Genomic DNA, 20,788 nt, shown 5'->3' on the forward strand with positions numbered 1-20,788 from the left:
GCGGCGCTCCGCCCCGCACGTTCCGACGACGCGCCGGGCGGGAGCCGGTGGGCGCGACCCGGCGTACGCGACCGTGCCGAACCGGCGGCCCTGCCTCGGGGTGCGGCGGCGACCGGGAGGCGGCGGTGAGCGGCGGGCTGCTGGTCGCCGGCACCACGTCCGACGCCGGCAAGAGCGTGCTCACCGCGGGCATCTGCCGGTGGCTGCACCGCCAGGGCGTGAAGGTGGCGCCGTTCAAGGCACAGAACATGTCCAACAACTCGGCCGTGGTCGTGGGGGCGGACGGGCGCGGCGGCGAGATCGGCCGGGCCCAGGCGATGCAGGCCGCCGCCTGCGGCCTCGCCCCGGACCTGCGCTTCAACCCGGTGCTGCTGAAACCGGGCAGCGACCTCGCCAGCCAGGTCGTGCTGCTCGGCGAGGCGGTCGACACGGTCACCGCCGGCACGTTCCGGGAGCTGCGACCCCGCCTGGCACAGACGGCGTACGCGGCGCTCGCCGAACTGCGCGAGGCGTACGACGTGGTGATCTGCGAGGGCGCCGGCAGCCCCGCCGAGATCAACCTGCGCGCCGGTGACTACGTCAACATGGGGCTGGCCCGGCACGCCGGGCTGCCGACGATCGTCGTCGGCGACATCGACCGGGGCGGCGTCTTCGCGTCAATGTTCGGCACGCTGGCGCTGCTCGACCCGGCCGACCAGGCGCTCGTCGCCGGCTTCGTCATCAACAAGTTCCGGGGCGACCTCGGCCTGCTCCGCCCCGGGCTGGACATGCTGCGCCAGGTCACCGGCCGCCCGACGTACGGGGTGCTGCCCTGGTCGCTCGACCTCTGGCTGGACGCGGAGGACTCCCTCGCGTACGGCCGGGTGCTCGGCCGCCCCGCGGCCCCGCACGGCACCGACTGGCTCGACGTGGCCGTGGTCCGGCTGCCCCGGATCAGCAACGCCACCGACGTCGAGGCGCTCGCCACCGAACCGGGCGTCCGGGTGCGGCTCACGGTCGAGCCCGCCGAACTGGCCGCCGCCGACCTGGTCGTCCTGCCCGGCTCCAAGTCAACCGTGGCGGACCTCGCCTGGCTGCGGGAGACCGGCCTCGCCGACGCGGTCCTCGCCCACGTCGCCGCCGGCAAGCCGCTGCTCGGCATCTGCGGCGGCTTCCAGATGCTCGCCCGGGAGATCCACGACCCGGTGGAGAGCCGGCGGGGCAGCGTAGCCGGCCTCGGCCTGCTCCCCATCGAGATCACGTTCGACCCGCGCAAGACCGTCCGGCAGTCGGTGGGCACCGCCGGGGAGGGGGTGCCGGTCCGCGGCTACGAGATCCACCACGGGTACGTCTCCACGGCCGACCCGGGGCTCACCCCGCTCATCACCGCGGCGGACGGCACCGGTGAGGGTGCCGTCCTCGGCGCGATCCACGGTACGCACTGGCACGGCACCTTCGAGTCCGACGAGTTCCGCCGCCGGTTCCTCACCGAGGTGGCCCGCCTCGCCGGCCGGCACGGATTCCGGGTCGCCCCGGACACCGCGTTCGCGGCGGCCCGGGAACGGTCGCTCGACCTGCTCGGCGACCTGGTCGAGGAGCACCTGGACACCGACGCCCTCTGGCGCCTCATCGAGTCCGGCCCGCCCGCCGACCTGCCCTTCATCCCCCCAGGCGCCCCACACCTCTGAGACGCCAACCGACGCGCAACCCTCACCTGACCTCACGCCCGGCCCCGGCAGCCGGCGCCAGATTGCAGGTGCCCCAGCGCCGGCAGCGGGCTCCGGGTTGCCGATGCCCGGTGCCCGGGTTGTCCGGTGCTCGTTGCAGAGGTGCTCGGCGCCCACGTGCGCGTGCTCGATGCCCGGCGGCCGAACGGGCAGCTGCTCGATGCGCGGCGTCCGAGGCGTGGCCATCCAAGGGGCCGCAACTTCGCGGAGTTGTCGTCACTGGGCGCGTGGGAGGTCGCTGTTTCCTGGATGTTGTTGTCTCCCGGGATGGTCGAGGCCACTCTTTCCGGGATGTCGTTGTCTCCCTGTGCAGTGAGGCCACTCCTTCCCGGATGTTGCCTCGTTCCGCACCGGGAGGACACCTCCCGGGTGTTGCCCTCGCCGGACGCAGAGCCCACTACTTCCTGGATGTTGTTGCCTTTCCGCACCGCGGAGGCCACTACATCCATGATGTTGCGGTCGCTCCGCCCGGAGGCGACTCATCAGGGATGTCGCGTCATTCAGGGACGTCGCGGTCGTCCTGCGCGAAGGTTGCTCGCTTCCGCGGATCACTCGGCGTGCGGGATCCCACTACTTCCTGGGAGTTGTCGCCTCCCTCGGCGGCGGAGGCCGCCACATCCAGGATGTCGCGGACCAGCCACCTCGCTCGGCCGGAGGCCACTACCTCCAGGGTGGTGCGGGCCAGCCGTGTCCCGTCAGGGGCGGACGTCGGCGGGGCCGTCGGAGAGCGGCAGGCCGGCGGTGATCCAGTCCTGCACACCGCCGATCATGTCGGTCGCCCGGCGTAGCCCCAACGCCTGGAGGCTCGCCGCCGCGAGGCTGGAACTGTAGCCGTGCCGGCACACCACGACGATCTCCCGGTCGTACCCGGTGGCTTCCGGGATGCGCCACGGGCTCGCCGGGTCGAGCCGCCACTCCAGCACGGTCCGGTCGATGACGATCGCGCCGGGCAGGTCGCCCTGCTCCCGGCGGTGCCGATCGGTCCGGATGTCGACCAGCAGCGCGCCACCGCGGACCGCCTCGACGGTCTCGTGCGGGGTCAACCGGTGCAGCCCGGAGCGGGCCTGTTCCAGCAGGGCCTCGACGCCGGGGCTCATCACGTCACGGAGCACGTCTCGATCATGCCGAGTGGACGGCTGTCCCACCCGGCGAACGGGTCGGCGGCAACCGGTGGGTGACGTGATTCCCCCGGACGTGATCGGCGCACCGGACGGCCGTACCCCGAACGGGGCGGCGGACCCCAGGCCGAGGGAGATCCGCCGCGGCCAGCGCGTCGCGCCCCGGGCATACTGGCGCCGTGCTGACCACGCTCCGAGCCGCCGCGACCGGCGCGTGACTCCGGTCGCGGTCGTCGAGCCGTACGCCGATCTGGCCCGGCGGGTGCTCGCGGGCCCGCCGCGGCTGGGGCGTACGCGTCTGGTGGCGGTCGACGGGCCGAGCGGGGCGGGCAAGAGCCGGTTCGCGACGCACCTCGCCGATGCCCTCGCCGCGCTGCCCGGCGGCGGTCGGCCGCCCCTGGTGCACACCGACGACCTGCTCGACGGTTGGGACGACCAGTTCACCTTCTGGGCGCGGTTGGAGGAGCAGGTGCTCGCGCCGCTGCGTGCGGGGCGGGCGGGGGCGTACCGCCGGTACAGCTGGGTGCGGCGGGAGTTCCTGCCCGACGTGGTGCCGGTGCCGGTCGGCCCGGTGCTGCTCCTGGAGGGCGTGAGCGCGGCCCGCGCGCAGGCCCGGCCGGAGCTGACGCTCGGGGTCTTCGTCACGGCGCCGGCGCCGCTGCGCCTGGCCCGCGCCGTGGCCCGGGACGGCCCGGAGATCCTGCCGCACCTGCGCCGCTGGCACGTGGGGGAGGAGGCGCACTTCGCCGCCGACCGTACGGCCGAGCGCGTCGACCTGGTGGTCGACGGGGCGCCGGGCCTGCCGCACGACCGTGCCCGCTACTACGTGCGCCTGCCCTGACCGGCGTGGCGACCGCCGGCCCGGGCCCGCCGGCTCGGGTCGCTGCGCAACCGCGCCGCTGCCTGCCCTGACCGGCGCGGCGACCGCCGGCCCGGGCCCGCCGGCTCGGGTCGCTCCGCAACCGCGCGTCTCAGGACCGGCCGCGCAAGGTACGCCGCACGACCGCGCTCGACGGCGCGTCGCCAGCCGTCCGATCGCTCTGTATCCCTCCACCGGCCCGGGCGGGCACGGTAAGGCCGGCATACGATGCCGGTCATGACCACACCGATCATGTCCGAGTCCGAGATCCGGGCCGCCGTCGAGCGGGAGATGCCCGGCGTCCGCGCCGACCTGGAACGCCTCGTCCGCATCCCCGGCATCGCGTTCGACGGCTTCGACCACTCGCACGTCGAGCGTTCCGCCGAGGCGGTGGCCGAGCTGCTGCGCGGCTGCGGCCTGGACGTCACGATCGCGCGTTCCGGCGGGCAGCCCGCGGTGATCGGCAGGAAGGCCGCCCCGCCCGGCGCGCCGACGGTGATGCTCTACGCCCACCACGACGTGCAGCCCGTCGGTGACCTGTCGCTGTGGGAGTCGGACCCGTTCGAGCCGGTGGAGCGCGACGGCCGGCTCTACGGCCGCGGCGCGGCCGACGACAAGGCCGGCATCATGGCGCACGTGGCGGCGCTGCGCGCGTACGGCGACAAGCTTCCGGTCGGCGTGGTCCTGTTCATCGAGGGCGAGGAGGAGTACGGCTCGGACTCGCTGGAGCGGCTGCTCGCCGAGCACCGGGACGAGATCGCCTCGGACGTGATCGTCATCGCCGACTCGGGCAACTGGGACATCGGCGTGCCGGCGCTGACCACCTCGCTGCGCGGCATCGTCAACTGCTTCGTGGAGGTCCGCACCCTCGATCACGCGGTGCACAGCGGCATGTTCGGCGGCGCCGTCCCGGACGCGCTCACCACGCTGGTCCGGCTGCTCGCGACGCTGCACACGGACGCGGGCGACGTCGCCGTCGAGGGTCTGGTCGGCCGGGAGGGCGCGACGGTCGACTACCCGGAGGAGCGGGTCCGCGCCGAGGCCGGGCTCATCGAGGGCGCCGAGTTCATCGGCACGGGCCGGCTCACCGACCGGCTGTGGACCAAGCCGGCCCTCTCCGTGCTGGGCATCGACGCGCCGCCCACCGGGGAGGCGCCGAACGCCCTGGTCCCGGCGGCGAAGGCGAAGCTCAGCGTCCGGCTCGCGCCGGGCGACGACCCGAAGCGGGCGTACGCGGCGCTGCGCGCCCACCTCGAGAAGCACGCGCCGTGGGGCGCCCGGGTGACGGTCACGTTCGAGCACGACGGCGAGCCGTGCGTCATCGACGCGTCGGGGCCGATGTTCGACGCCGCCCGCTCGGCGTTCCGGACCGCCTGGGACGGCACCGACCCGGTCGACATCGGCGTGGGGGGCTCGATCCCGTTCATCGCGACCTTCCAGCAGATGTTCCCGCAGGCCGCGATCCTGGTGACCGGCGTGGAGGACCCGCACGCCCGGGCGCACGGCCCGAACGAGAGCCTGCACCTGGGCGAGTTCGCCCGGGTCTGCCTCGCGGAGGCGCTGCTGCTCGGCAAGGTCGCCGAGGTGGCCCGCAGCCGGAGCTAGGTGTCGAAACCGTAACGCCCGGGTCGATTCTGGACTTTGCGGCGTGTCGCGGGCCGCGGTGGTATAGCCTTTCGAACATGAGTACGAACGAGGTGATGGCCCGGTTGCAGGCCGCCGTCAGCGCTCTGGGGGACGTCGACGTCTCCGCGTGGTCCGAGGACACGCTCAAGGAACAGCTCGGTGAACTCTCCGCCTCCCTGGTCGCGCTCGACTCGCTGCTCAGCCGGGTGGCCGACGAGGTCCGGGCCCGCGGGCTGCGGATCGAGGAGCCGGTCTCGGCCTGATCGGCGGCTCCGCCGCCGCGCAATCTCGGGGCGATGTCGGAGGTGGCTGGCAGGATGAACCCGTGCGGTTCCTCGACCTGGCAGCCACCTCCGCGGCCGTGGCCGCCACCAGCGGCCGGCGGGCCAAGGTGGAGCTGCTGGCCGGTGCGCTGCGGGCGCTCGACCCGGCCGAGGTGTCGGCGGGCGCCGGCTGGCTCGCCGGCGAGCTGCGCCAACGGCAGACCGGCGTCGGCTACGCGAGCCTGCGCGACCTGCCACCTCCCGCCGCCGAGCCGACGTTGACGGTGGCCGACGTCGACGCGGCCATCGACGAGATCGCCGCGGTGCGCGGGGCCGGCTCCCAGGCGCGCCGTCGGGCGCTGCTCGGCGCGCTCTACGCCGCCGCCACGGCCGAGGAGCAGCGGCTGTTGACCGGCCTGTTCAGCGGCGAGCTGCGCCAGGGCGCGCAGGCCGGGCTGCTCGCCGACGCGATCGCCCGGGCCGCCGAGGTGCCGGTCACGGCCGTACGTCGGGCGCTGCTGCTCGCCGGTGACCTGCGGGCCGTCGCGGCGGCCGCCCTGTCCGGCGGCGCCGCCGCGCTGGCCGACTTCGGTCTCCAGGTGGGGCGTCCGCTCGCCCCGATGCTGGCGCAGAGCGCGCCCACGGTCGACGAGGCGCTCACCGCGACCGGCACGCCGGCGGTGGTCGACGTCAAGCTCGACGGCATCCGGATCCAGGTGCACCGCTCGGGGCAGGACATCGCGGTCTTCACCCGCAGCCTCGACGAGATCACCGCCCGGGTGCCCGAGGTGGTGGCCGCGGTGCGCGCCCTGCCCGGCCGGGAGCTGGTGCTCGACGGCGAGGCGATCGGCCTCGACGAGGTCGGCCGGCCGCTGCCCTTCCAGCAGACGTCCAGCCGGGCGGCGCGGCGCACCACGCCGAGCACCACCGGCCGCTCGCCGGTCGCCCCGGCGGTGCTCGCCGCGGCCGAGACCACCGGCGAGACCGTGCTGACGCCGTACTTCTTCGACCTGCTGCACCTCGACGGCGAGGATCTGATCGACCTGCCCGGGCGTGACCGGTGGGCCGCCCTGGCCGGCGCGGTCGACGAGTCGCTGCTGGTCGGCCGGGTGGAGGTCGACGGGCCGGAGCAGGCCGGCGCGGCGTTCGCCGCGGCCGTCGACGCCGGCCAGGAGGGGGTCGTGGTCAAGGCGCCGGACGCGCCGTACGACGCGGGCCGGCGGGGCTCGGCCTGGGTGAAGGTCAAGCCGCGGCACACGCTCGACCTGGTGGTGCTCGCGGTCGAGTGGGGCAGTGGCCGGCGCCGGGGCTGGCTCTCCAACCTCCACCTGGGGGCCCGCGACCCGCGCACGGGCGACTTCGTCATGCTCGGCAAGACGTTCAAGGGCCTCACCGACGAGATGCTGCGCTGGCAGACCGAGCGCTTCCTGGGCCTGGCGGTCGAGAAGGGCGACTGGGTGGTGCGGGTCCGCCCCGAGCAGGTCGTGGAGATCGCGTTCGACGGGGTGCAGACCAGCTCCCGCTACCCGGGCGGGATGGCGTTGCGCTTCGCCCGGGTCGTGCGCTACCGCACCGACAAGTCGGCCGCCGAGGCGGACACGATCGACGCCGTCCGGGCCATCCACGCGGGCCGCCCGACCGGCTGAGCGCCGCCGGTCCAGGGGCACCGCCGCCCGACCGATCCGCCGGTTCACGGGCATCGCCCCGCCCGATCGAGTCTCGGCGGACCCCGCAGCGGCGGGCGCCCGGCGCCGGGTCAGACGGAGGTGCTGGTGGCGGGCTCCGCGGCCCGGTCGACGGGGCGGGGGTCGTGGCCGGCCGCACGGCGGGCCTCCCGGCGGGCGGCCCAGCCGTAGCCGAACAGGGTCATCCCGGCGAAGAGCCACCACTGCACGACGTAGCCGAAGTTCTGCCAGTTGTTGGTGTGCCCGATCGGCACCGCCGTGAAGGCCGGGTCGGCGGCCGGGGTCTGCTCGTCCAGCAGCAGGTACGCCCCGTAGACCGGGTACGGCAGCTCACGCGCCAGCCGGGGGACGGCGATCCGCCGCGTCTCCAGCCGCCCGTCGCGTCGCTCCACCGCGCCCGCGCCGCTCTCGCTCTCGTGCACCCGGCCCACCACGGTGACCTCGCCGGACGGCGTGGCGGGCAGGTCCGGCCGGGCGGTCGCCCCGCCCGGCGCCGGCGGGATCCAGCCCCGGTCCACGAGGACGGCGGTGCCGTCGCCCAGCACCAGCGGGGTGACGACCTCGAAGCCCACCCGGCTGTCGACGGTGCGGCTGCGGACGAGGACCATGTTCGACGGGTCGTACCGCCCGGTGACGGTGACCCGGGTCCAGACCTTGTCCTCGGCCGGGGCCGGCCCGGCGGTGCCCGCGCCACCCGTCGGGGCGGACAGCGCGTCGCGCAACGGCGTCGGGGCCATCCTCGCGCCCGCGTCGATCCGCTCGTTGATCTCGGTGCGCCCCCGGTAGCGGTCCAGCTGCCAGTTGCCCAGGAACACCATCACGGTGGCCGCCACCAGCGTCAGCGCCAGGATGCCGAGCCAGCGCGGGGTCAGCAGGAACCGGTACACAGCCACGAGGCTACTCGTATGACCGGCACCACTGCCCGCGACCGCCCGGCTGCGCGTCGCGACAGGACATCGGGTGCCGCTCGCCCGGCGGTCCGGACCGGTATCGTCACCGGGCGGGCAGCCGCCCCGCGACCGCGTACCGCACGCGAGGAGTCGATGATGACCGTCGTGCCGCGCCTGGTGCTCAGCGCGCCGTCCTCCGGCCACGGCAAGAACGCGCTGGCGATCGGGTTGCTCGCCGCGCTCGCCGACCGCGACCTCACGGTCGCCGGATTCAAGATCGGCCCGGATCCGGTGGACGCGGCCTACCTCGGGCTCGCCGCCGGTCGGCCCGGGCGTGTCCTCGACCCGCGGCTGGTCGGCGCCGACCGCCTCGCCCCGCTGCTCGCCCACGGCGCCGCGGGGGCCGGGCTGGCCGTCGTCCAGGGCAGCATGGGGCTGTACGACAGCGTGAGCGGCCGGCCGGAGCACGACTCCACGGCCGCCGTGGCGACGGCGCTGCGCAGCCCGGTGGTGCTGGCCGTCGACGTCGCCGCGATGGGTCAGTCGGTGGCCGCCCTGGTGCACGGCTTCCGGTCGTACGACGACCAGCTCTGGCTGGGCGGGGTGATCCTCACCCGGGTCGCCTCGTCCCGGCACGAGGCCATGCTGCGCGAGGCGCTCGACGACCTCGGGGTGCCCGTCTACGGGGCGCTGCGCCGGCAGGACCTGCCCGCCGTGCTGCCCAGCCGGGGGCACGGCGTGGTGCCGGCGATCGGCGGTTCCGCCGAGGCGGGCCGCGCCGTACGCCGGCTGGGTGAGGCGGTGGCCGCCACCGTCGACCTGGACCGGCTGCTCGGGCTGGCCCGGTCGGCCCCGCCGCTGCCGGCCACGGCCTGGTCGCCCGGCGACGAGCTGGGTGACCCGGTGGCCCCGGCCGAGCCGCCGGTGGTCGCGCTGGCCGGCGCCGCGGGCGGGAGCTACAGCCCGCCGGAGACGGCCGAGCTGCTCGCCGCCGCCGGCGCCGAGGTGGTGACGCTCGACCCGCTCCGCGACGAGGCGCTGCCCCCGGGCACCCGCGCGCTGGTCGTCGGCGGGGCGCTTCCCGAGACGTACGCCGAGCAGCTCTCGGCCAACCGGCGGCTCTGCATCGCGGTGGCCGAGCTGGCCCGCACCGGCCGTCCGGTGATCGCCGAGGGGACGGGCCTGCTCTGGCTGGCCCGCGAGCTGGACGGGCTGCCGATGTGCGGGGTGCTCGACGCGGTGGGGACCAGCCGCGACGGCCTCGTGATCGGCTACCGGGAGGCGACGGCCCGCGCCGGCAGCGTGGTGGCCGCGGAGGGGTCGGTCGTGGTCGGCCACAAGCAGCACCGGGCGGTGCTCGATCCGCGCGCGGGCCGGCGACCGGCCTGGAGCTGGGAGGGCGGTACGCCGGAGGGCTTCGTCTGGCGCAACGTGCACGCCTCGCAGCTCGCCGTGCACTGGGCCGGCTACCCCGGGATCGCCACGCGCCTCGTGGCCGCCGCGGTGGCCGATCCGGCGCCCGATCCGGCCGAGACGGGTTCCGGCGGGGTGCCGGCGTGATCGGTCAGGTCGCCGTACGGCGCTTCCCGGCACTGACCGTCTCGACGCCGCGTACCGAGGTCCGCCAGCTCGTGGCGGCGGACGCCGCGGCGGTCGGGGAGATCCTCGCCGACAAGATGACCCGGCGCTGGCTGCCGCTGGCCGACGACTCCGGGCCGATCGACGGGCACGCGTGGTGCACCGACCTGGCCCGGCAGCGCCGGGACAGCGGGGAGGGCGACCACTACGGGATCATCCGCCGGGAGGACGCGCGGCTCGTGGGCTGCCTGTGGACCCGGCGTACCGACTGGGGCGCCCGGGTCACCGAGGTCTCGTACGCCGTGGCGCCGCACGCCCGGGGCTTCGGCCTGGCCGCCGAGGCGGTGGACGCGGTGGCCATCGCGCTGATCCTGGAGCACGGCTTCCAGCGGGTCGAGCTGCGGGTGGCGCCGGGCAACACGGCTTCTCGGCGCGTGGCCGAGAAGGCCGGCTTCAGCTACGAGGGGCTGCTCCGCAACGCCGGCTACGTCCGCGGCGCCCGGGTCGACCTGGAACTGTGGTCGTTCGTGGCCGCCGACCTCCGCTAACCCGCACCCCACCCGCCCCGCCCCGCCCCGCCCTGCCCCCCCGCCCCCCGCCCCCCCGCTCACCCCGGTGATCATGAGGTTGGCGGGCGGATCCGTCCGGATCCGGCCCGCCAACCTCATGATCAACCAGGAGTGGTCGCGTGTCAGCCCACTATCGCGTCGGACGGGGGCGTGAACTGCCGGGTGGGTTTGCCCTTCAGCGCGTCCCGGAGGGTCTCCGCCACGGCGCTGATCGGGATCTGGGACTGGCCGTCACCCACCGCGTTGAACGGGTTGTCGGGGTCGGAGATGAAGCTCGCCGCCGCCAGCTCCGGCGTGTAGCCCACGAACCAGGCCGACCGGGTGCTGTCCGTCGTACCCGTCTTGCCGGCCACCGGCCGCCCCACCGTGCCCCGGACGCTGTCCGCCGTCGACCAGCCGCCGCAGCTTCCCCGGGCCGGGGTGTCGCCGGTCGGGCAGCGGGCCGCGTCGGTGGCCGCGCGGGCGGCGTCCGCGCTCACCACCTGCCGGCAGCGGGGCTTGGCCACCTCCCGGGTGATGCCGGACGCGGTCGTGTACGTGGTCGGCGTACCGTCCCGGTTGTAGATCGCCTGCACCGGCATGGCCTCGCAGTACCGGCCGTCGGCGGCGATGGCCGCGTACGCGTTGGCCATCTCCAGCGGGGTGGCGTCGGAGACGCCCAGCGTGAAGGCCCCCCACTTCTTCACCTTCTCCGGTGAGGCCTGGTCGCGGTCGACGTCGGTGCGCCAGCGCAGCCCGAGCTGTTCGGCGAGCCGGACGCCCGCCTCGGCGCCGATCTGCTCCTCCAGCCAGACGAAGTACGTGTTGACCGACTTGCCGAAGCCCGACCACATGGTCTGCAGGCCGGACATCGCCCCGCTCGCGTTGGACGGCGCCCACCCGTCGAAGACCTTCGACTGGTACCGGTACGGGGCGTTGAACGAGGTGGACAGCGGCATGCCGGCGTTGAGCGCGGCCAGCATCGGGAACATCTTGAACGTCGATCCGGCCTGGTAGCCCGGCAGGTCGCCGCCGCCGAGCAGGGGCGCCACGGTGTTCGGGTAGTTGGCCTTCACGTTCGGCCCGGCCTCCGGGTTGGAGCTCTGCGGGTTCTCGTTGAGGTCCAGGGAGTAGGTGCGGTTGACGGCCATCGCCTTCACCCGCCCGGTCCCGGGCTCGCTCACGACGATCCCGTTGGCGAACGGGCTGCCGGTGCCGGCGCCGAGGTTCTTCTCCGCCGCTTCCTGGATCTTCGGGTCGATGCCGAGCACGATCCGGTAGCCGCCGCGGCGGAGCTTGTCCATCCGCTCCAGCCGGTTCGCCCCGAACGCGGGCTGCGCGCTCCACCAGTTCTTCAGGTAGTCGCAGATGAAGCCCCAGCTGTTGTACTTCTTCGGGACGGCGGCGCAGTCGTTCGGCGGGTCGGTCAGCTTGAGCCGGATCGGTTCGGCCTTGGCGGAGGCGGCCGCGTCCGGCGAGAGGTAGCCGAGCTGCGTCATCCGGTCCAGCACGTAGTTGCGCCGTGCCGTGGCGTCCTTCTGGTCGGAGGTCGCCGGGTCGTACTGGCTGGGTGACTTGACCAGGCCGGCCAGCGTCGCCGCCTCGACCGGTGTCAGGTCCTTCGGCGTCTTGGAGAAGAAGATCTCGCTGGCCGCGTAGATGCCGTACGCGCGGTGACCGAAGTACGCCGAGTTGAGGTACCGCTCGATGATTTCCTCCTTGCTCAGCTCCTTCTCCAGGTCGAGCGCCAGCCGCATCTCCTTGATCTTGCGCAGGCTGGTCTGCTGGGTGGCCTCCTGCACCTCCTTCGGTGTCGTGGCGCTGTCCCGCAGTGCCATGCGGACGTACTGCATGGTGAGCGTGGACGCGCCCTGGGAGACGCCGCTGGAGCGGGCGTTGGCCACGAACGCGCGGACGACGCCCTTCGGGTCGACGCCGTGGTGCTGGTAGAAGCGGGAGTCCTCGGCGGCCACGATCGCCTGCTGGATGTACGGCGACATGTCCGACAGCTTCGTGTACTGCCGGTACTCCTCGTAGAACATCGTCAGCACGGTCTTGCCGTCGGGCAGGTAGAGGTAGGAGGTCTCGGCGGGCAGGGCCTTGGTCAACAGTCTGGTCTTGTGCTCCGTGGCGTGCGCGGTGGCCTTCGCGCCGAGCCCGGTGAACGCGACCACGGGGTAGGCGACGGCGGCGATCACGATGCCCGCGATCAGTCCGGCGCGAAGGAGAGGAATGGCACGACCAGCGGTGGCAAGGGGTCGGTTGCTCACAGGGTCAAGCTATGACATTTCCGATTCGGAAATGAGAAAAATTCATAAACGGGCGGACGGCAATCGAGTGGTGACGCGGCCCACGTCGTGATCGGCTGTCCCGCACGCCGCCTTCCCGGCAGGATCGCGGACATGCGTGGTCAGCCGATGGGGACGCCGCCCGGCGCCGGAGCGCCACCGGCCCCCGCGCCGGCCGCGGACGGGCCGGACCTCGGTCACCACGGCGACGCTGAGGTCGGGGAAGGGCTCGTGGACCTCGCCGTCAACGTCCGGCACGCCGCGCCGCCGCCGTGGCTGGCCGAGCCCATCGCCGCCACCCTCGGCGACCTCGCCCGCTACCCCGACCCGGCACCGGCCCGGGCCGCCGTCGCCGCCCGGCACGGCCGCGCCCCGGACGAGGTGCTGCTCACCGCGGGTGCCGCCGAGGGGTTCGTGCTGATCGCCCAGGCCCTGCGCGGCGTACGCCGCCCGGTGGTGGTGCACCCGCAGTTCACCGAGCCCGAGGCGGCGCTGCGGGCGGCCGGTCACCAGGTCGAGCGGGTGCTGCTCGACGCCGCCGACGACTTCCGGCTCGACCCGGCCCGGGTGCCCGCCGACGCCGACCTCGTGATGATCGGCAACCCGACGAACCCCACCTCGGTGCTGCACCCCGCGGCCGACCTCACCGCGCTGGCCCGCCCGGGCCGGGTGCTCGTGGTCGACGAGGCGTTCGCCGACACCACCACGGTCCCCGGCCGCCCGGGCGAACCGGAGTCCCTCGCCGGCCGGCGGGACGTGCCCGGTCTGCTCGTGGTGCGCAGCCTCACGAAGACGTGGGGGCTGGCCGGGCTCCGCATCGGCTACCTGCTCGGCGCCCCGGACCTACTGGCCCGGCTCGCCGCCGTCCAGCCGCTCTGGGCGGTCTCCACGCCCGCGCTGGCGGCCGCCGCGGCCTGCGCCAGCCCCGTCGCGGTCGAGGCCGAGCGCGCGATCGCCGCGCGACTGGCCGCCGACCGCGAGCACCTGGTGGCCCGCCTCGCCGGCCTGCCGGGCGTACGCGTCGCCGGCCGGCCCGCGAGCGCGTTCGTCCTGATCCACCTGCCCGGCGCGGCGGCGGTCCGCGTCGCCCTGCGCGAACGGGGCTGGGCCGTACGCCGCGGCGACACCTTCCCCGGCCTCGGGCCGGACTGGCTGCGGGTGGCGGTCCGCGACCCGGCCACCACCGACGCGTTCACCCGGGTACTGGGCGAGATCCTGGAGGCATGATGCTGGAGAGCACGATCGCGGCCATCCGACCGCTGGACGACGCCGCGATGGCCGCGGCCCGTGAGCTGCACGGGCGGCTCACCAAGCCGGCCGGTTCACTCGGCGCGCTGGAGGAGCTCTCGGTACGGCTCGCCGGCCTGGCTGGCGCCTGCCCACCCCCGCTGCCGGAGCGGGCGGCGGTGGCGATCTTCGCGGGCGACCACGGCGTGCACGCGCAGGGCGTGAGCCCGTGGCCGCAGGAGGTCACCGCCCAGATGATCGCCAACTTCCTGGCCGGCGGCGCCGTGGTCAACGCGTTCGCCCGGCAGGCGGGCGCCGCGGTCACCGTGGTGGACGTCGGGGTGGCGACCCCGATCCCGACCGCCGGCACGGAACCGCTCGACCCGGCCGGCGGCGCGTCGGTGCTCGATCCCGCCGGCAGCGCGCGGCTGCTCGACCCGGCCGTGCCGCGCCTCGTCGACGCCAACGTCCGGCCCGGTACGGCCGACCTCACGGTGACCGCCGCCCTCACCCGCGACGAGGCCCGGGCTGCGGTGGAGACCGGTGTCCGCGTCGCCGACGAGCTGATCGACGCCGGCGCCGGGATCCTGCTCACCGGGGACATGGGCATCGGCAACACGACCCCGGCCGCCGCGCTCATCGCGGCCTTCACCGGCGCCGACCCGGCCGCGGCGACGGGTCGCGGCACGGGCGTGGACGACGCCACGTACCAGCGGAAGGTCGACGTGGTGCGGGCGGCGCTGGAACGCCACCGGCCGGACCCGACCGACCCGCTGGGCGTGCTGGCCACGGTCGGCGGCCTGGAGCACGCCGCGCTGGCCGGGCTGATCCTCGGTGCGGCCGCGCGTCGGGTGCCGGTGCTGCTCGACGGGGTGATCGCGGGCTCCGCCGCCCTCGCCGCCGCGGCGTTCGCCCCGGACGCGGTGGGCGCCATGGTCGCCGGGCACCGGTCGGCCGAGCCGGGCGCCACGCTCGCGCTGCGGAAGCTGGCCCTCGACGCGCTCATCGACCTCGGCCTGCGCCTCGGCGAGGGGACCGGCGCCCTGCTCGCGCTCCCCGTGGTCACCGGTGCCGTGCGGGTGCTGCACGAGGTCGCGACGTTCGACTCCGCCGGCGTGGCCGAGAAGTGACCGTGCCCGTCGACCTCACCCTCCGGCCGCGCCGCACCGCGCCCGTCCGCGCCGCGACGGCGGGCGGGGCCGCCGTCCCTTCGGGGAGCGTCGCACCGTGAGCGGTCGCGTCGAGCCGTCGGGCGGCAACCCGTACCCCCTGGGCCTGCGCCTGCGCGGCCGGCGGGTGGTCGTGGTGGGCGGGGGGACGGTCGCCACCCGGCGCGTGCCGGCGCTGCTCGACGCGGACGCCGACGTCCTGCTGGTGGCCCCGGAGCTGACCCCGGCGCTGCGCGCCCACGTCGACGCGGGACGGCTGCGCTGGGAGGCACGCCGGTTCGTCCCGTCGGACCTCGACGGCGCGTGGCTGGTACAGGTGGCGGTGGACGACCGGCGGGCCGCCGCGGCGGTGAGCGCCGCGGCGGACGAGCGGCGCGTCTTCTGCGTACGCGCGGACGACCGGGACGCGGCGACCGCCTGGACGCCGGCCGTCACCCGGCACGGTCCGGTGACCGTGGCCGTGCTCGGCGGCGGTGATCCCCGCCGGGCGATGAGCGTGCGCGACGCCGTCCGGGCGCTGCTGGAGGCGAGGCCGGGCCCCCTGTCGACGGATCCGGCAGAGGAGGCGGGCCCTGTCCACGCCCCCGGCGGCCGGGTCGCCCTCGTCGGCGCCGGGCCGGGCGATCCCGAGCTGATCACCGTGAAGGGCCTGCGGATGCTCACCGAGGCGGACGTGGTGGTCGCCGACCGGCTGGTGCCCGGGCTGCTGCTGGACGAGCTGCGCGCCGACGTGGAGCTGGTCGACGCCTCCAAGATCCCGTACGGGCCGGCCCGGACGCAGGAGGAGATCAACCGGATCATCGTGGACCGGGCCCGGGCGGGGCGGTTCGTCGTACGGCTGAAGGGCGGCGACCCGTACGTCTTCGGCCGTGGCGGTGAGGAACTGCTGGCCTGCGCGGAGGCCGGCGTGCCGGTGACGGTGGTGCCCGGGGTGACGAGCGCCGTGGCGGTCCCCGCGGTGGCCGGCATCCCCGTCACGCACCGGGCGGTGGCCCACGAGTTCACCGTGGTGTCCGGGCACGTCGCGCCGGACTCGCCGGCGTCGCTGGTGCGTTGGGACGCGCTCGCCGCCCTGCGCGGCACGCTGGTGATCCTCATGGGGCTGAAGAACCTGGCGGCGATCACGGCGACCCTCGTCGCGCACGGACGACCGGAGGGAACCCCGGCGGCCGTGGTGCAGGAGGGCACGACGGGCGGGCAGCGGGTGCTGCGCTCGACGCTCGGCAGGGTCGCCGCCGACGTGGCGGCCGCCCACCTGCGCCCACCCGCCATCGTGGTGGTCGGCGAGGTGGTAACCACACTCCCGCCCGGCTAACCGACCCCCGGCCCGCCCCGGGGCCAGGGCCGTCGATCATGAAGTTGTCGTCACGACACGCCGTGTCGGACGGCGATAACGTCATGATCAACGGGGTCGGGCGGGGCCAGGCCGGGCCAGGCGGGGCCAGGCGGGGCCGAGCGCGGTGGCCTCGGGGCGGCCCGACGGGCGCCCCGAGGCCACCGCCGGTCACTGCTTGAGCATGTTGTCCAGCAGCAGGGCGCAGCGGATCAGGCCGAGGTGGCTGTACGCCTGCGGGTGGTTGCCCAGGCCGCGCTCGGCGAGCGGGTCGTACTGCTCGGGCAGGAGGCCCGTCGGCCCGGCGGTGTCGATCATCTGGGCGAACAGCTCCTCGGCGTCACCACGCCGCCCGGTGCGCAGGTACGCCTCGATGAGCCACGCCGTGCAGATGTGGAAGCCGCCCTCCCGGCCGGGCAGGCCGTCGTCCCAGTGGTAGCGGTAGACCACGGGGCCGCTGCGCAGGTCCGCCTCGATCTTGAGCACGGTCGAGAGGAACCGCGGGTCGTCGCCGGGCAGCAGGCCGGACAGGCCGATCCACAGCGACGAGGCGTCCATGTCCTCGTCGCCGTACGCGACGCTGTACGCCTCGGCGTGCTCGTGCCAGCCGTACTCCAGCACGTTGTCGGCGATCCGGTCGCGCAGGTTCACCCACTCCGGCCGGTCCTCGCCGCCGTGCCGGCGTACGACGTGCAGGGCCCGGTCCACGGTCATCCAGCACATCACCTTCGAGAAGATGTGGTGGCGCGGCGGGAGGCGCGCCTCCCAGATGCCGTGGTCGGGTTCGTGCCACCGGCGGCTGACCGCCTCGACCATGGACTCCAGCACCCGCCACTCCGTCTCGCGCACCGAGCCGCGCAGGTCGGCGACGGCGGCGATCAGGTCGGCGACGGGCCCGAAGACGTCGAGCTGGAGCTGGTGGTTGGCGAGGTTGCCGACCCGGACGGGCCGGGAGCCGGCGTAGCCGGGGAGGGTGTCGATGACGGCCTCGGCGCCCAGCTCGTACCCGTCGACCGTGTAGAGCGGGTGCAGCCGCTCCGGGTGGCCGCCGGTGCGCTCGACGACCCCGTCGATCCACCGCAGCAGCGCCTCGGCCTCCTCGGTCGAGCCGAGGTCGACCAGCGACCGGGCGCTCAGCGCCGCGTCCCGCAGCCAGCAGTACCGGTAGTCCCAGTTGCGTACGCCGCCCAGCTCCTCGGGCAGCGAGGTGGTGGCGGCGGCCAGGATGGAACCGGTCGCCTCGTGGCAGAGCCCCCGCAGCGTGAGCGCGCTGCGGATGACGAGGTCACGGGCGGTCGTGGGCAGCCGGAGCGAGGCCACCCAGTCCTTCCAGGGCTGCTCGGCCGCGGCCTGCCGCTCGTGCACGGGCACCCGGTGGTGTTCGAGGCTGTGCGTGCCGAAGCGCAGCTCCAGCACGACCTGCCCGCCGGCCGCCCGCAGGTCCACGACCGCCTTGGCGCTCTCGTAGACGCCGTCGCTGACGACCTCCCACTCCACGCCGGGGGAGTAGAGGGCCACCGGCTCGTTGGAGCCGAGCACCAGCAGCCCGTCGTCGAGCGGTTGCAGCTGTACGGCCACCTGGCCGAACTCGGGCCGGGGTGCGAACTCGATCCGGGCCCGGGCGGTGCCGCTCAGCACCCGGACGAGCGTCGAGTCGCCGCTCATGACGGCGGGACCGTCCGGCGTCGTCTCCCGGGCCGGCTTGTCGAGCCAGTCGGTGACGGTGAGACCGGACCAGCGGGTCTCCACGGTCATGGTGCCCGGACGGTACCGCTGGCCCAGCGGGATGCCGCCCCGCTCGGGCGAGACGGTGAAGTGGCCGGCCGGGCTGCCGCCCACGAGGTCGGCGAAGATCGCCGCCGAGTCCGGCTTCGGGTGGCACAGCCAGGTGACCTTGGCCGCCGGCGTGAGCAGCGCGACGGTGCGGCCGTTGGCCAGCATCGAGTGCCGTTCGATCGGCACGGCCCGCTCGCCGAAGAGCCAGTGCCGGCGGGTCTCCAGGAGCAGCCCGAGGGCGCGGGCGGCGTCGAGCGGTTCGGCGACCCGGTAGTCGGCCTTGGTGTCGCCGGGACCGATCTTGATCCCGACGTCCGGGCCGTGCAGGTTGCCGAAGGCGTTCTCGTCGGTGACGTCGTCGCCGATGAACAGCACGGCGCTGGCGGAGAGCTGGGTGCGCAGCTGGTCGACGGCGGTGCCCTTGTGGGTGGCGACCACCGACAGCTCGATGACCTCCTTGCCCTGGGTGACGGTGACGCCCTCCCAGGTGGCGGGGCCGCTGCGGACCGCCTCGATGGCGGCGGCGGCGATCTCCGGGTCCACCCCGCGGGTGTGCACGGCGACGCTCGCCGGCTTGCGTTCGAGGCGGATGCCCGGGTGGGCGGCGGCGATCTCGCGCAGCGCGTCGCGCAGCCGGGTGCGGATCGCGATCAGCTCGGGGGAGAGGCGCTCCACGAAGCCGATGTCGAACTCGGAACCGTGGCTGCCCACCAGGTGCACCTCGCTGGGCAGCCGGGAGAGCGCGGCCAGGTCGCGCAGCGCCCGGCCGGAGACCACCGCCACGGTGGTCTGGGGCAGCGCGGCGAGCGCGCGTACGGCGGCCACGGCCTCGGGCAGCGGCACGGCCTTGCTCGGGTCCTCGACGATCGGCGCCAGGGTGCCGTCGTAGTCGCAGGCGACCAGGAGCTGCGGCACGCGGGCGATCCGGCCGATGGCGGCACGCAGCTCGGGGTCCATGACGTCGGTGAGGACGGTGGACCCGCCGGGGACGGGGGTGGTCACGCGGCCTCCGCCTCCGGGGCGCCGAGCTCGGTGAGGAAGGACTGGGCCCAGTGGCCCACGTCGTTGGTACGCAGATGGCGTTGCATTGTCCGCATGCGGCGGCGGGCCTCCGGCTTCTCGACATGCACGGCCCGCAGCAGGGCGTCCTTGACCGCGTCCGGGTCGTGCGGGTTGCACAGGAACGCCTGACGCAGCTCGGTGGCCGCGCCGGCGAACTCACTGAGCACGAGCGCGCCACCCTGGTCGGCGCGCGATGCCACGTACTCCTTGGCCACCAGATTCATCCCGTCTCGCAGCGGGGTCACCATCATCACGTCGGCAGCGACGTACAACGCGGCCAGCTCGCTGCGACTGTACGACTGATGCAGATAATGCACCGCCGGCACGCCCACCCTGCCGAATTCGCCATTTATCCGACCAACTTCGCGTTCCACCTTGACGCGGAGTGCCTGGTAGTGCTCCACCCGCTCCCGGCTGGGCGTGGCGACCTGCACCATGACCGCGTCCGGAACGCTCAGCTTGCCGTCGGCGAGCAGTTCGCGGAAGGCCTTGAGACGTAGCTCGATGCCCTTCGTGTAGTCCAGCCGGTCCACGCCCAGGATGATCGTCCGCGGGTTGCCCAGCTCCTCGCGGATCTCCTTGGCCCGGGCCTGGACGGCCGGGTCGGCTGCCATCCGCTCCATCTCCTTCGTGTCGATCGAGATGGGGAACGCCCCGGCCTTCACCTGCCGGCCGTCGACCTGGATCATCTGCCCCTCGTAGCGCAGGCCGAGCAGGTGCCGGGCCAGCCGGACGAAGTTCTGGGCGGCCAGGCGCTGCTGGAACCCGACGAGGTCCGCGCCGAGCAGGCCGCGCAGGATCTCCGTGCGGAACGGCATCTGCATGAACAGCTCGATCGGCGGGAACGGGATGTGCAGGAAGAAGCCGATGCGCAGGTCCGGGCGGAGCTCGCGCAGCATCGCCGGCACGAGCTGGAGCTGGTAGTCCTGCACCCAGACGGTCGCGCCCTCGGCCGCGACGTCCGCCGCGGCCTCCGCGAACCGGGCGTTGACCAGGCGGTACGTCTCCCGCCAGCGCCGCTTGTAGACCGGCGTCTCGACGGCGTCGTGGTAGAGCGGCCAGATCGTCGCGTTGGACTGGCCCTCGTAGTAGCGCTCCAGCTCGTCGGCGCTGAGCGGCACCGGGTGGAGCCGGATGCCCTCCAGGTCGAACGGTTCGGGGGCGGCGCCGGTGCCGCCCGCCCAGCCGACCCACGTGCCCTTGTGCGCGGCGAGGACGGGGTGCAGTGCGGTCACCAGCCCGCCCGGGCTGCGCCGCCACTGCCGTCCCTCGGGTGTGCTCACCTCGTCGACCGGCAGGCGGTTCGCCACTACGACAAAGGAGCTGCGGACGGTCACGTTCGGCCACCTCCGGTGCTGACGGGTCAACCGCATGAGCGTACTGAGCGTAGCTGCGGCGTCTGGACCCCCGTGCCGGAGTTCCCTACCCGTCCCACGCTCGCCGAATCCCAGATCGTGATCTTGTCAACAGCCGGGGCCCGGGGCGCGACCGGGGGCCCCGGTGCGCGGGCCGGCCGCGACGCGGACGTACGCCCGGCGGGGTGATGTGGGCGCTGCGCCGCGTACCTGTCAGGATTGACGATGGCGTGCGTGCGGCCGGCCCCGGCCGGCGGCCCCGGAGGCACCCGTCGCCCGGGCCCATCGCCCGCCGGCTCCCAGTC

Annotated in this window: 15 protein-coding genes; 10 read left to right on the forward strand and 5 right to left on the reverse strand. The window is 74.7% G+C overall.

All coding sequences use genetic code 11. From position 1 onward, the window contains the following. Nucleotides 1–125: 125 nt before the first annotated feature. The gene (locus OG994_RS31185; RefSeq protein WP_328851796.1) at nt 126–1,667 is read left to right on the forward strand and encodes a cobyric acid synthase; all 1,542 of its coding nucleotides are present in this window, start codon (nt 126–128) and stop codon (nt 1,665–1,667) included. A 734-nt stretch (nt 1,668–2,401) separates the two neighbouring features. Here OG994_RS31185 and OG994_RS31190 read toward each other — a convergent pair. Next, complete coding sequence (locus OG994_RS31190) at nt 2,402–2,803, reverse strand: rhodanese-like domain-containing protein (protein ID WP_120330578.1); 402 nt, start codon at nt 2,801–2,803, stop codon at nt 2,402–2,404. 100 nt (nt 2,804–2,903) lie between these two features. Here OG994_RS31190 and OG994_RS31195 point away from each other — a divergent pair, with 100 nt between their 5' ends. The 4 genes from OG994_RS31195 (at nt 2,904) to OG994_RS31210 (ending at nt 7,218) form a co-directional block, all read left to right on the forward strand. Continuing rightward, nucleotides 2,904–3,665 (forward strand): uridine kinase, encoded by a 762-nt coding sequence (locus tag OG994_RS31195; protein ID WP_396844438.1) that lies wholly within the window; start codon nt 2,904–2,906, stop codon nt 3,663–3,665. 270 nt (nt 3,666–3,935) lie between these two features. Continuing rightward, on the forward strand, nt 3,936–5,288 hold the full coding sequence (locus OG994_RS31200) for a dipeptidase (RefSeq protein ID WP_328853841.1): 1,353 nt from the start codon (nt 3,936–3,938) through the stop codon (nt 5,286–5,288). Between the two features lie 77 nt (nt 5,289–5,365). Further along, the gene (locus OG994_RS31205) at nt 5,366–5,572 is read left to right on the forward strand and encodes a hypothetical protein (protein ID WP_120330559.1); all 207 of its coding nucleotides are present in this window, start codon (nt 5,366–5,368) and stop codon (nt 5,570–5,572) included. A gap of 62 nt (nt 5,573–5,634) precedes the next feature. Continuing rightward, nucleotides 5,635–7,218 (forward strand): ATP-dependent DNA ligase, encoded by a 1,584-nt coding sequence (locus OG994_RS31210; protein ID WP_328851797.1) that lies wholly within the window; start codon nt 5,635–5,637, stop codon nt 7,216–7,218. 110 nt (nt 7,219–7,328) lie between these two features. On the opposite strand, the gene OG994_RS31215 is transcribed toward OG994_RS31210, so the two are convergent. Further along, nucleotides 7,329–8,150 carry an SURF1 family cytochrome oxidase biogenesis protein gene (locus tag OG994_RS31215; RefSeq protein WP_328851798.1) on the reverse strand — a complete coding sequence of 274 codons (822 nt, stop codon included), beginning with the start codon at nt 8,148–8,150 and terminating at the stop codon, nt 7,329–7,331. A 153-nt stretch (nt 8,151–8,303) separates the two neighbouring features. Here OG994_RS31215 and OG994_RS31220 point away from each other — a divergent pair, with 153 nt between their 5' ends. Together OG994_RS31220 and OG994_RS31225 are read left to right on the forward strand one after the other, a co-directional pair. Beyond that, the gene (locus OG994_RS31220; RefSeq protein ID WP_328851799.1) at nt 8,304–9,707 is read left to right on the forward strand and encodes a cobyrinate a,c-diamide synthase; all 1,404 of its coding nucleotides are present in this window, start codon (nt 8,304–8,306) and stop codon (nt 9,705–9,707) included. Further along, nucleotides 9,704–10,273 (forward strand): GNAT family N-acetyltransferase, encoded by a 570-nt coding sequence (locus tag OG994_RS31225; RefSeq protein ID WP_120330563.1) that lies wholly within the window; start codon nt 9,704–9,706, stop codon nt 10,271–10,273. The genes OG994_RS31220 and OG994_RS31225 overlap by 4 nt, the downstream gene beginning before the upstream one ends. A 143-nt stretch (nt 10,274–10,416) precedes the next feature. Here OG994_RS31225 and OG994_RS31230 read toward each other — a convergent pair whose 3' ends face one another. Then, complete coding sequence (locus tag OG994_RS31230; RefSeq protein ID WP_328851800.1) at nt 10,417–12,543, reverse strand: transglycosylase domain-containing protein; 2,127 nt, start codon at nt 12,541–12,543, stop codon at nt 10,417–10,419. 147 nt (nt 12,544–12,690) lie between these two features. Here OG994_RS31230 and cobC point away from each other — a divergent pair, with 147 nt between their 5' ends. From cobC to cobA, 3 genes are all read left to right on the forward strand, one after another. After that, nucleotides 12,691–13,788 (forward strand): Rv2231c family pyridoxal phosphate-dependent protein CobC, encoded by a 1,098-nt coding sequence (gene cobC, locus OG994_RS31235; RefSeq protein ID WP_407942623.1) that lies wholly within the window; start codon nt 12,691–12,693, stop codon nt 13,786–13,788. Further along, nucleotides 13,788–14,918, forward strand: coding sequence for a nicotinate-nucleotide--dimethylbenzimidazole phosphoribosyltransferase (locus OG994_RS31240; RefSeq protein ID WP_328853842.1), 1,131 nt, complete (start codon nt 13,788–13,790; stop codon nt 14,916–14,918). The genes cobC and OG994_RS31240 overlap by 1 nt, the downstream gene beginning before the upstream one ends. Before the next feature lie 97 nt (nt 14,919–15,015). Next, nucleotides 15,016–16,272: a uroporphyrinogen-III C-methyltransferase gene (cobA, locus tag OG994_RS31245; RefSeq protein ID WP_120331733.1), complete on the forward strand. Its 1,257-nt coding sequence runs from the start codon at nt 15,016–15,018 to the stop codon at nt 16,270–16,272. A gap of 189 nt (nt 16,273–16,461) precedes the next feature. Here the strand turns inward: cobA and otsB are convergent, their stop codons facing one another. Then, complete coding sequence (gene otsB / locus OG994_RS31250) at nt 16,462–19,023, reverse strand: trehalose-phosphatase (protein WP_120331769.1); 2,562 nt, start codon at nt 19,021–19,023, stop codon at nt 16,462–16,464. A 41-nt stretch (nt 19,024–19,064) separates the two neighbouring features. Continuing rightward, a complete protein-coding gene (locus OG994_RS31255) occupies nt 19,065–20,465 on the reverse strand; it encodes an alpha,alpha-trehalose-phosphate synthase (UDP-forming) (RefSeq protein ID WP_120331734.1) in 1,401 nt (466 codons plus the stop codon). Between the last annotated feature and the right edge of the window lie 323 nt (nt 20,466–20,788).

Source organism: Micromonospora globbae (assembly GCF_036184225.1).
GTDB classification, from domain to species: Bacteria; Actinomycetota; Actinomycetes; order Mycobacteriales; family Micromonosporaceae; genus Micromonospora; species Micromonospora globbae.

Excerpts from the sequence above, each read along its gene's own strand:
- OG994_RS31190 (WP_120330578.1), bottom strand. The coding sequence starts at position 2,803 with ATGAGCCCCGGCGTCGAGGCCCTGCTGGAACAGGCCCGCTCCGGGCTG.
- OG994_RS31200 (WP_328853841.1), top strand. The coding sequence starts at position 3,936 with ATGTCCGAGTCCGAGATCCGGGCCGCCGTCGAGCGGGAGATGCCCGGC.
- OG994_RS31205 (WP_120330559.1), top strand. The coding sequence starts at position 5,366 with ATGAGTACGAACGAGGTGATGGCCCGGTTGCAGGCCGCCGTCAGCGCT.
- OG994_RS31220 (WP_328851799.1), top strand. The coding sequence starts at position 8,304 with ATGACCGTCGTGCCGCGCCTGGTGCTCAGCGCGCCGTCCTCCGGCCAC.
- cobC (WP_407942623.1), top strand. The coding sequence starts at position 12,691 with ATGGGGACGCCGCCCGGCGCCGGAGCGCCACCGGCCCCCGCGCCGGCC.
- OG994_RS31240 (WP_328853842.1), top strand. The coding sequence starts at position 13,788 with ATGCTGGAGAGCACGATCGCGGCCATCCGACCGCTGGACGACGCCGCG.
- otsB (WP_120331769.1), bottom strand. The coding sequence starts at position 19,023 with ATGGACCCCGAGCTGCGTGCCGCCATCGGCCGGATCGCCCGCGTGCCG.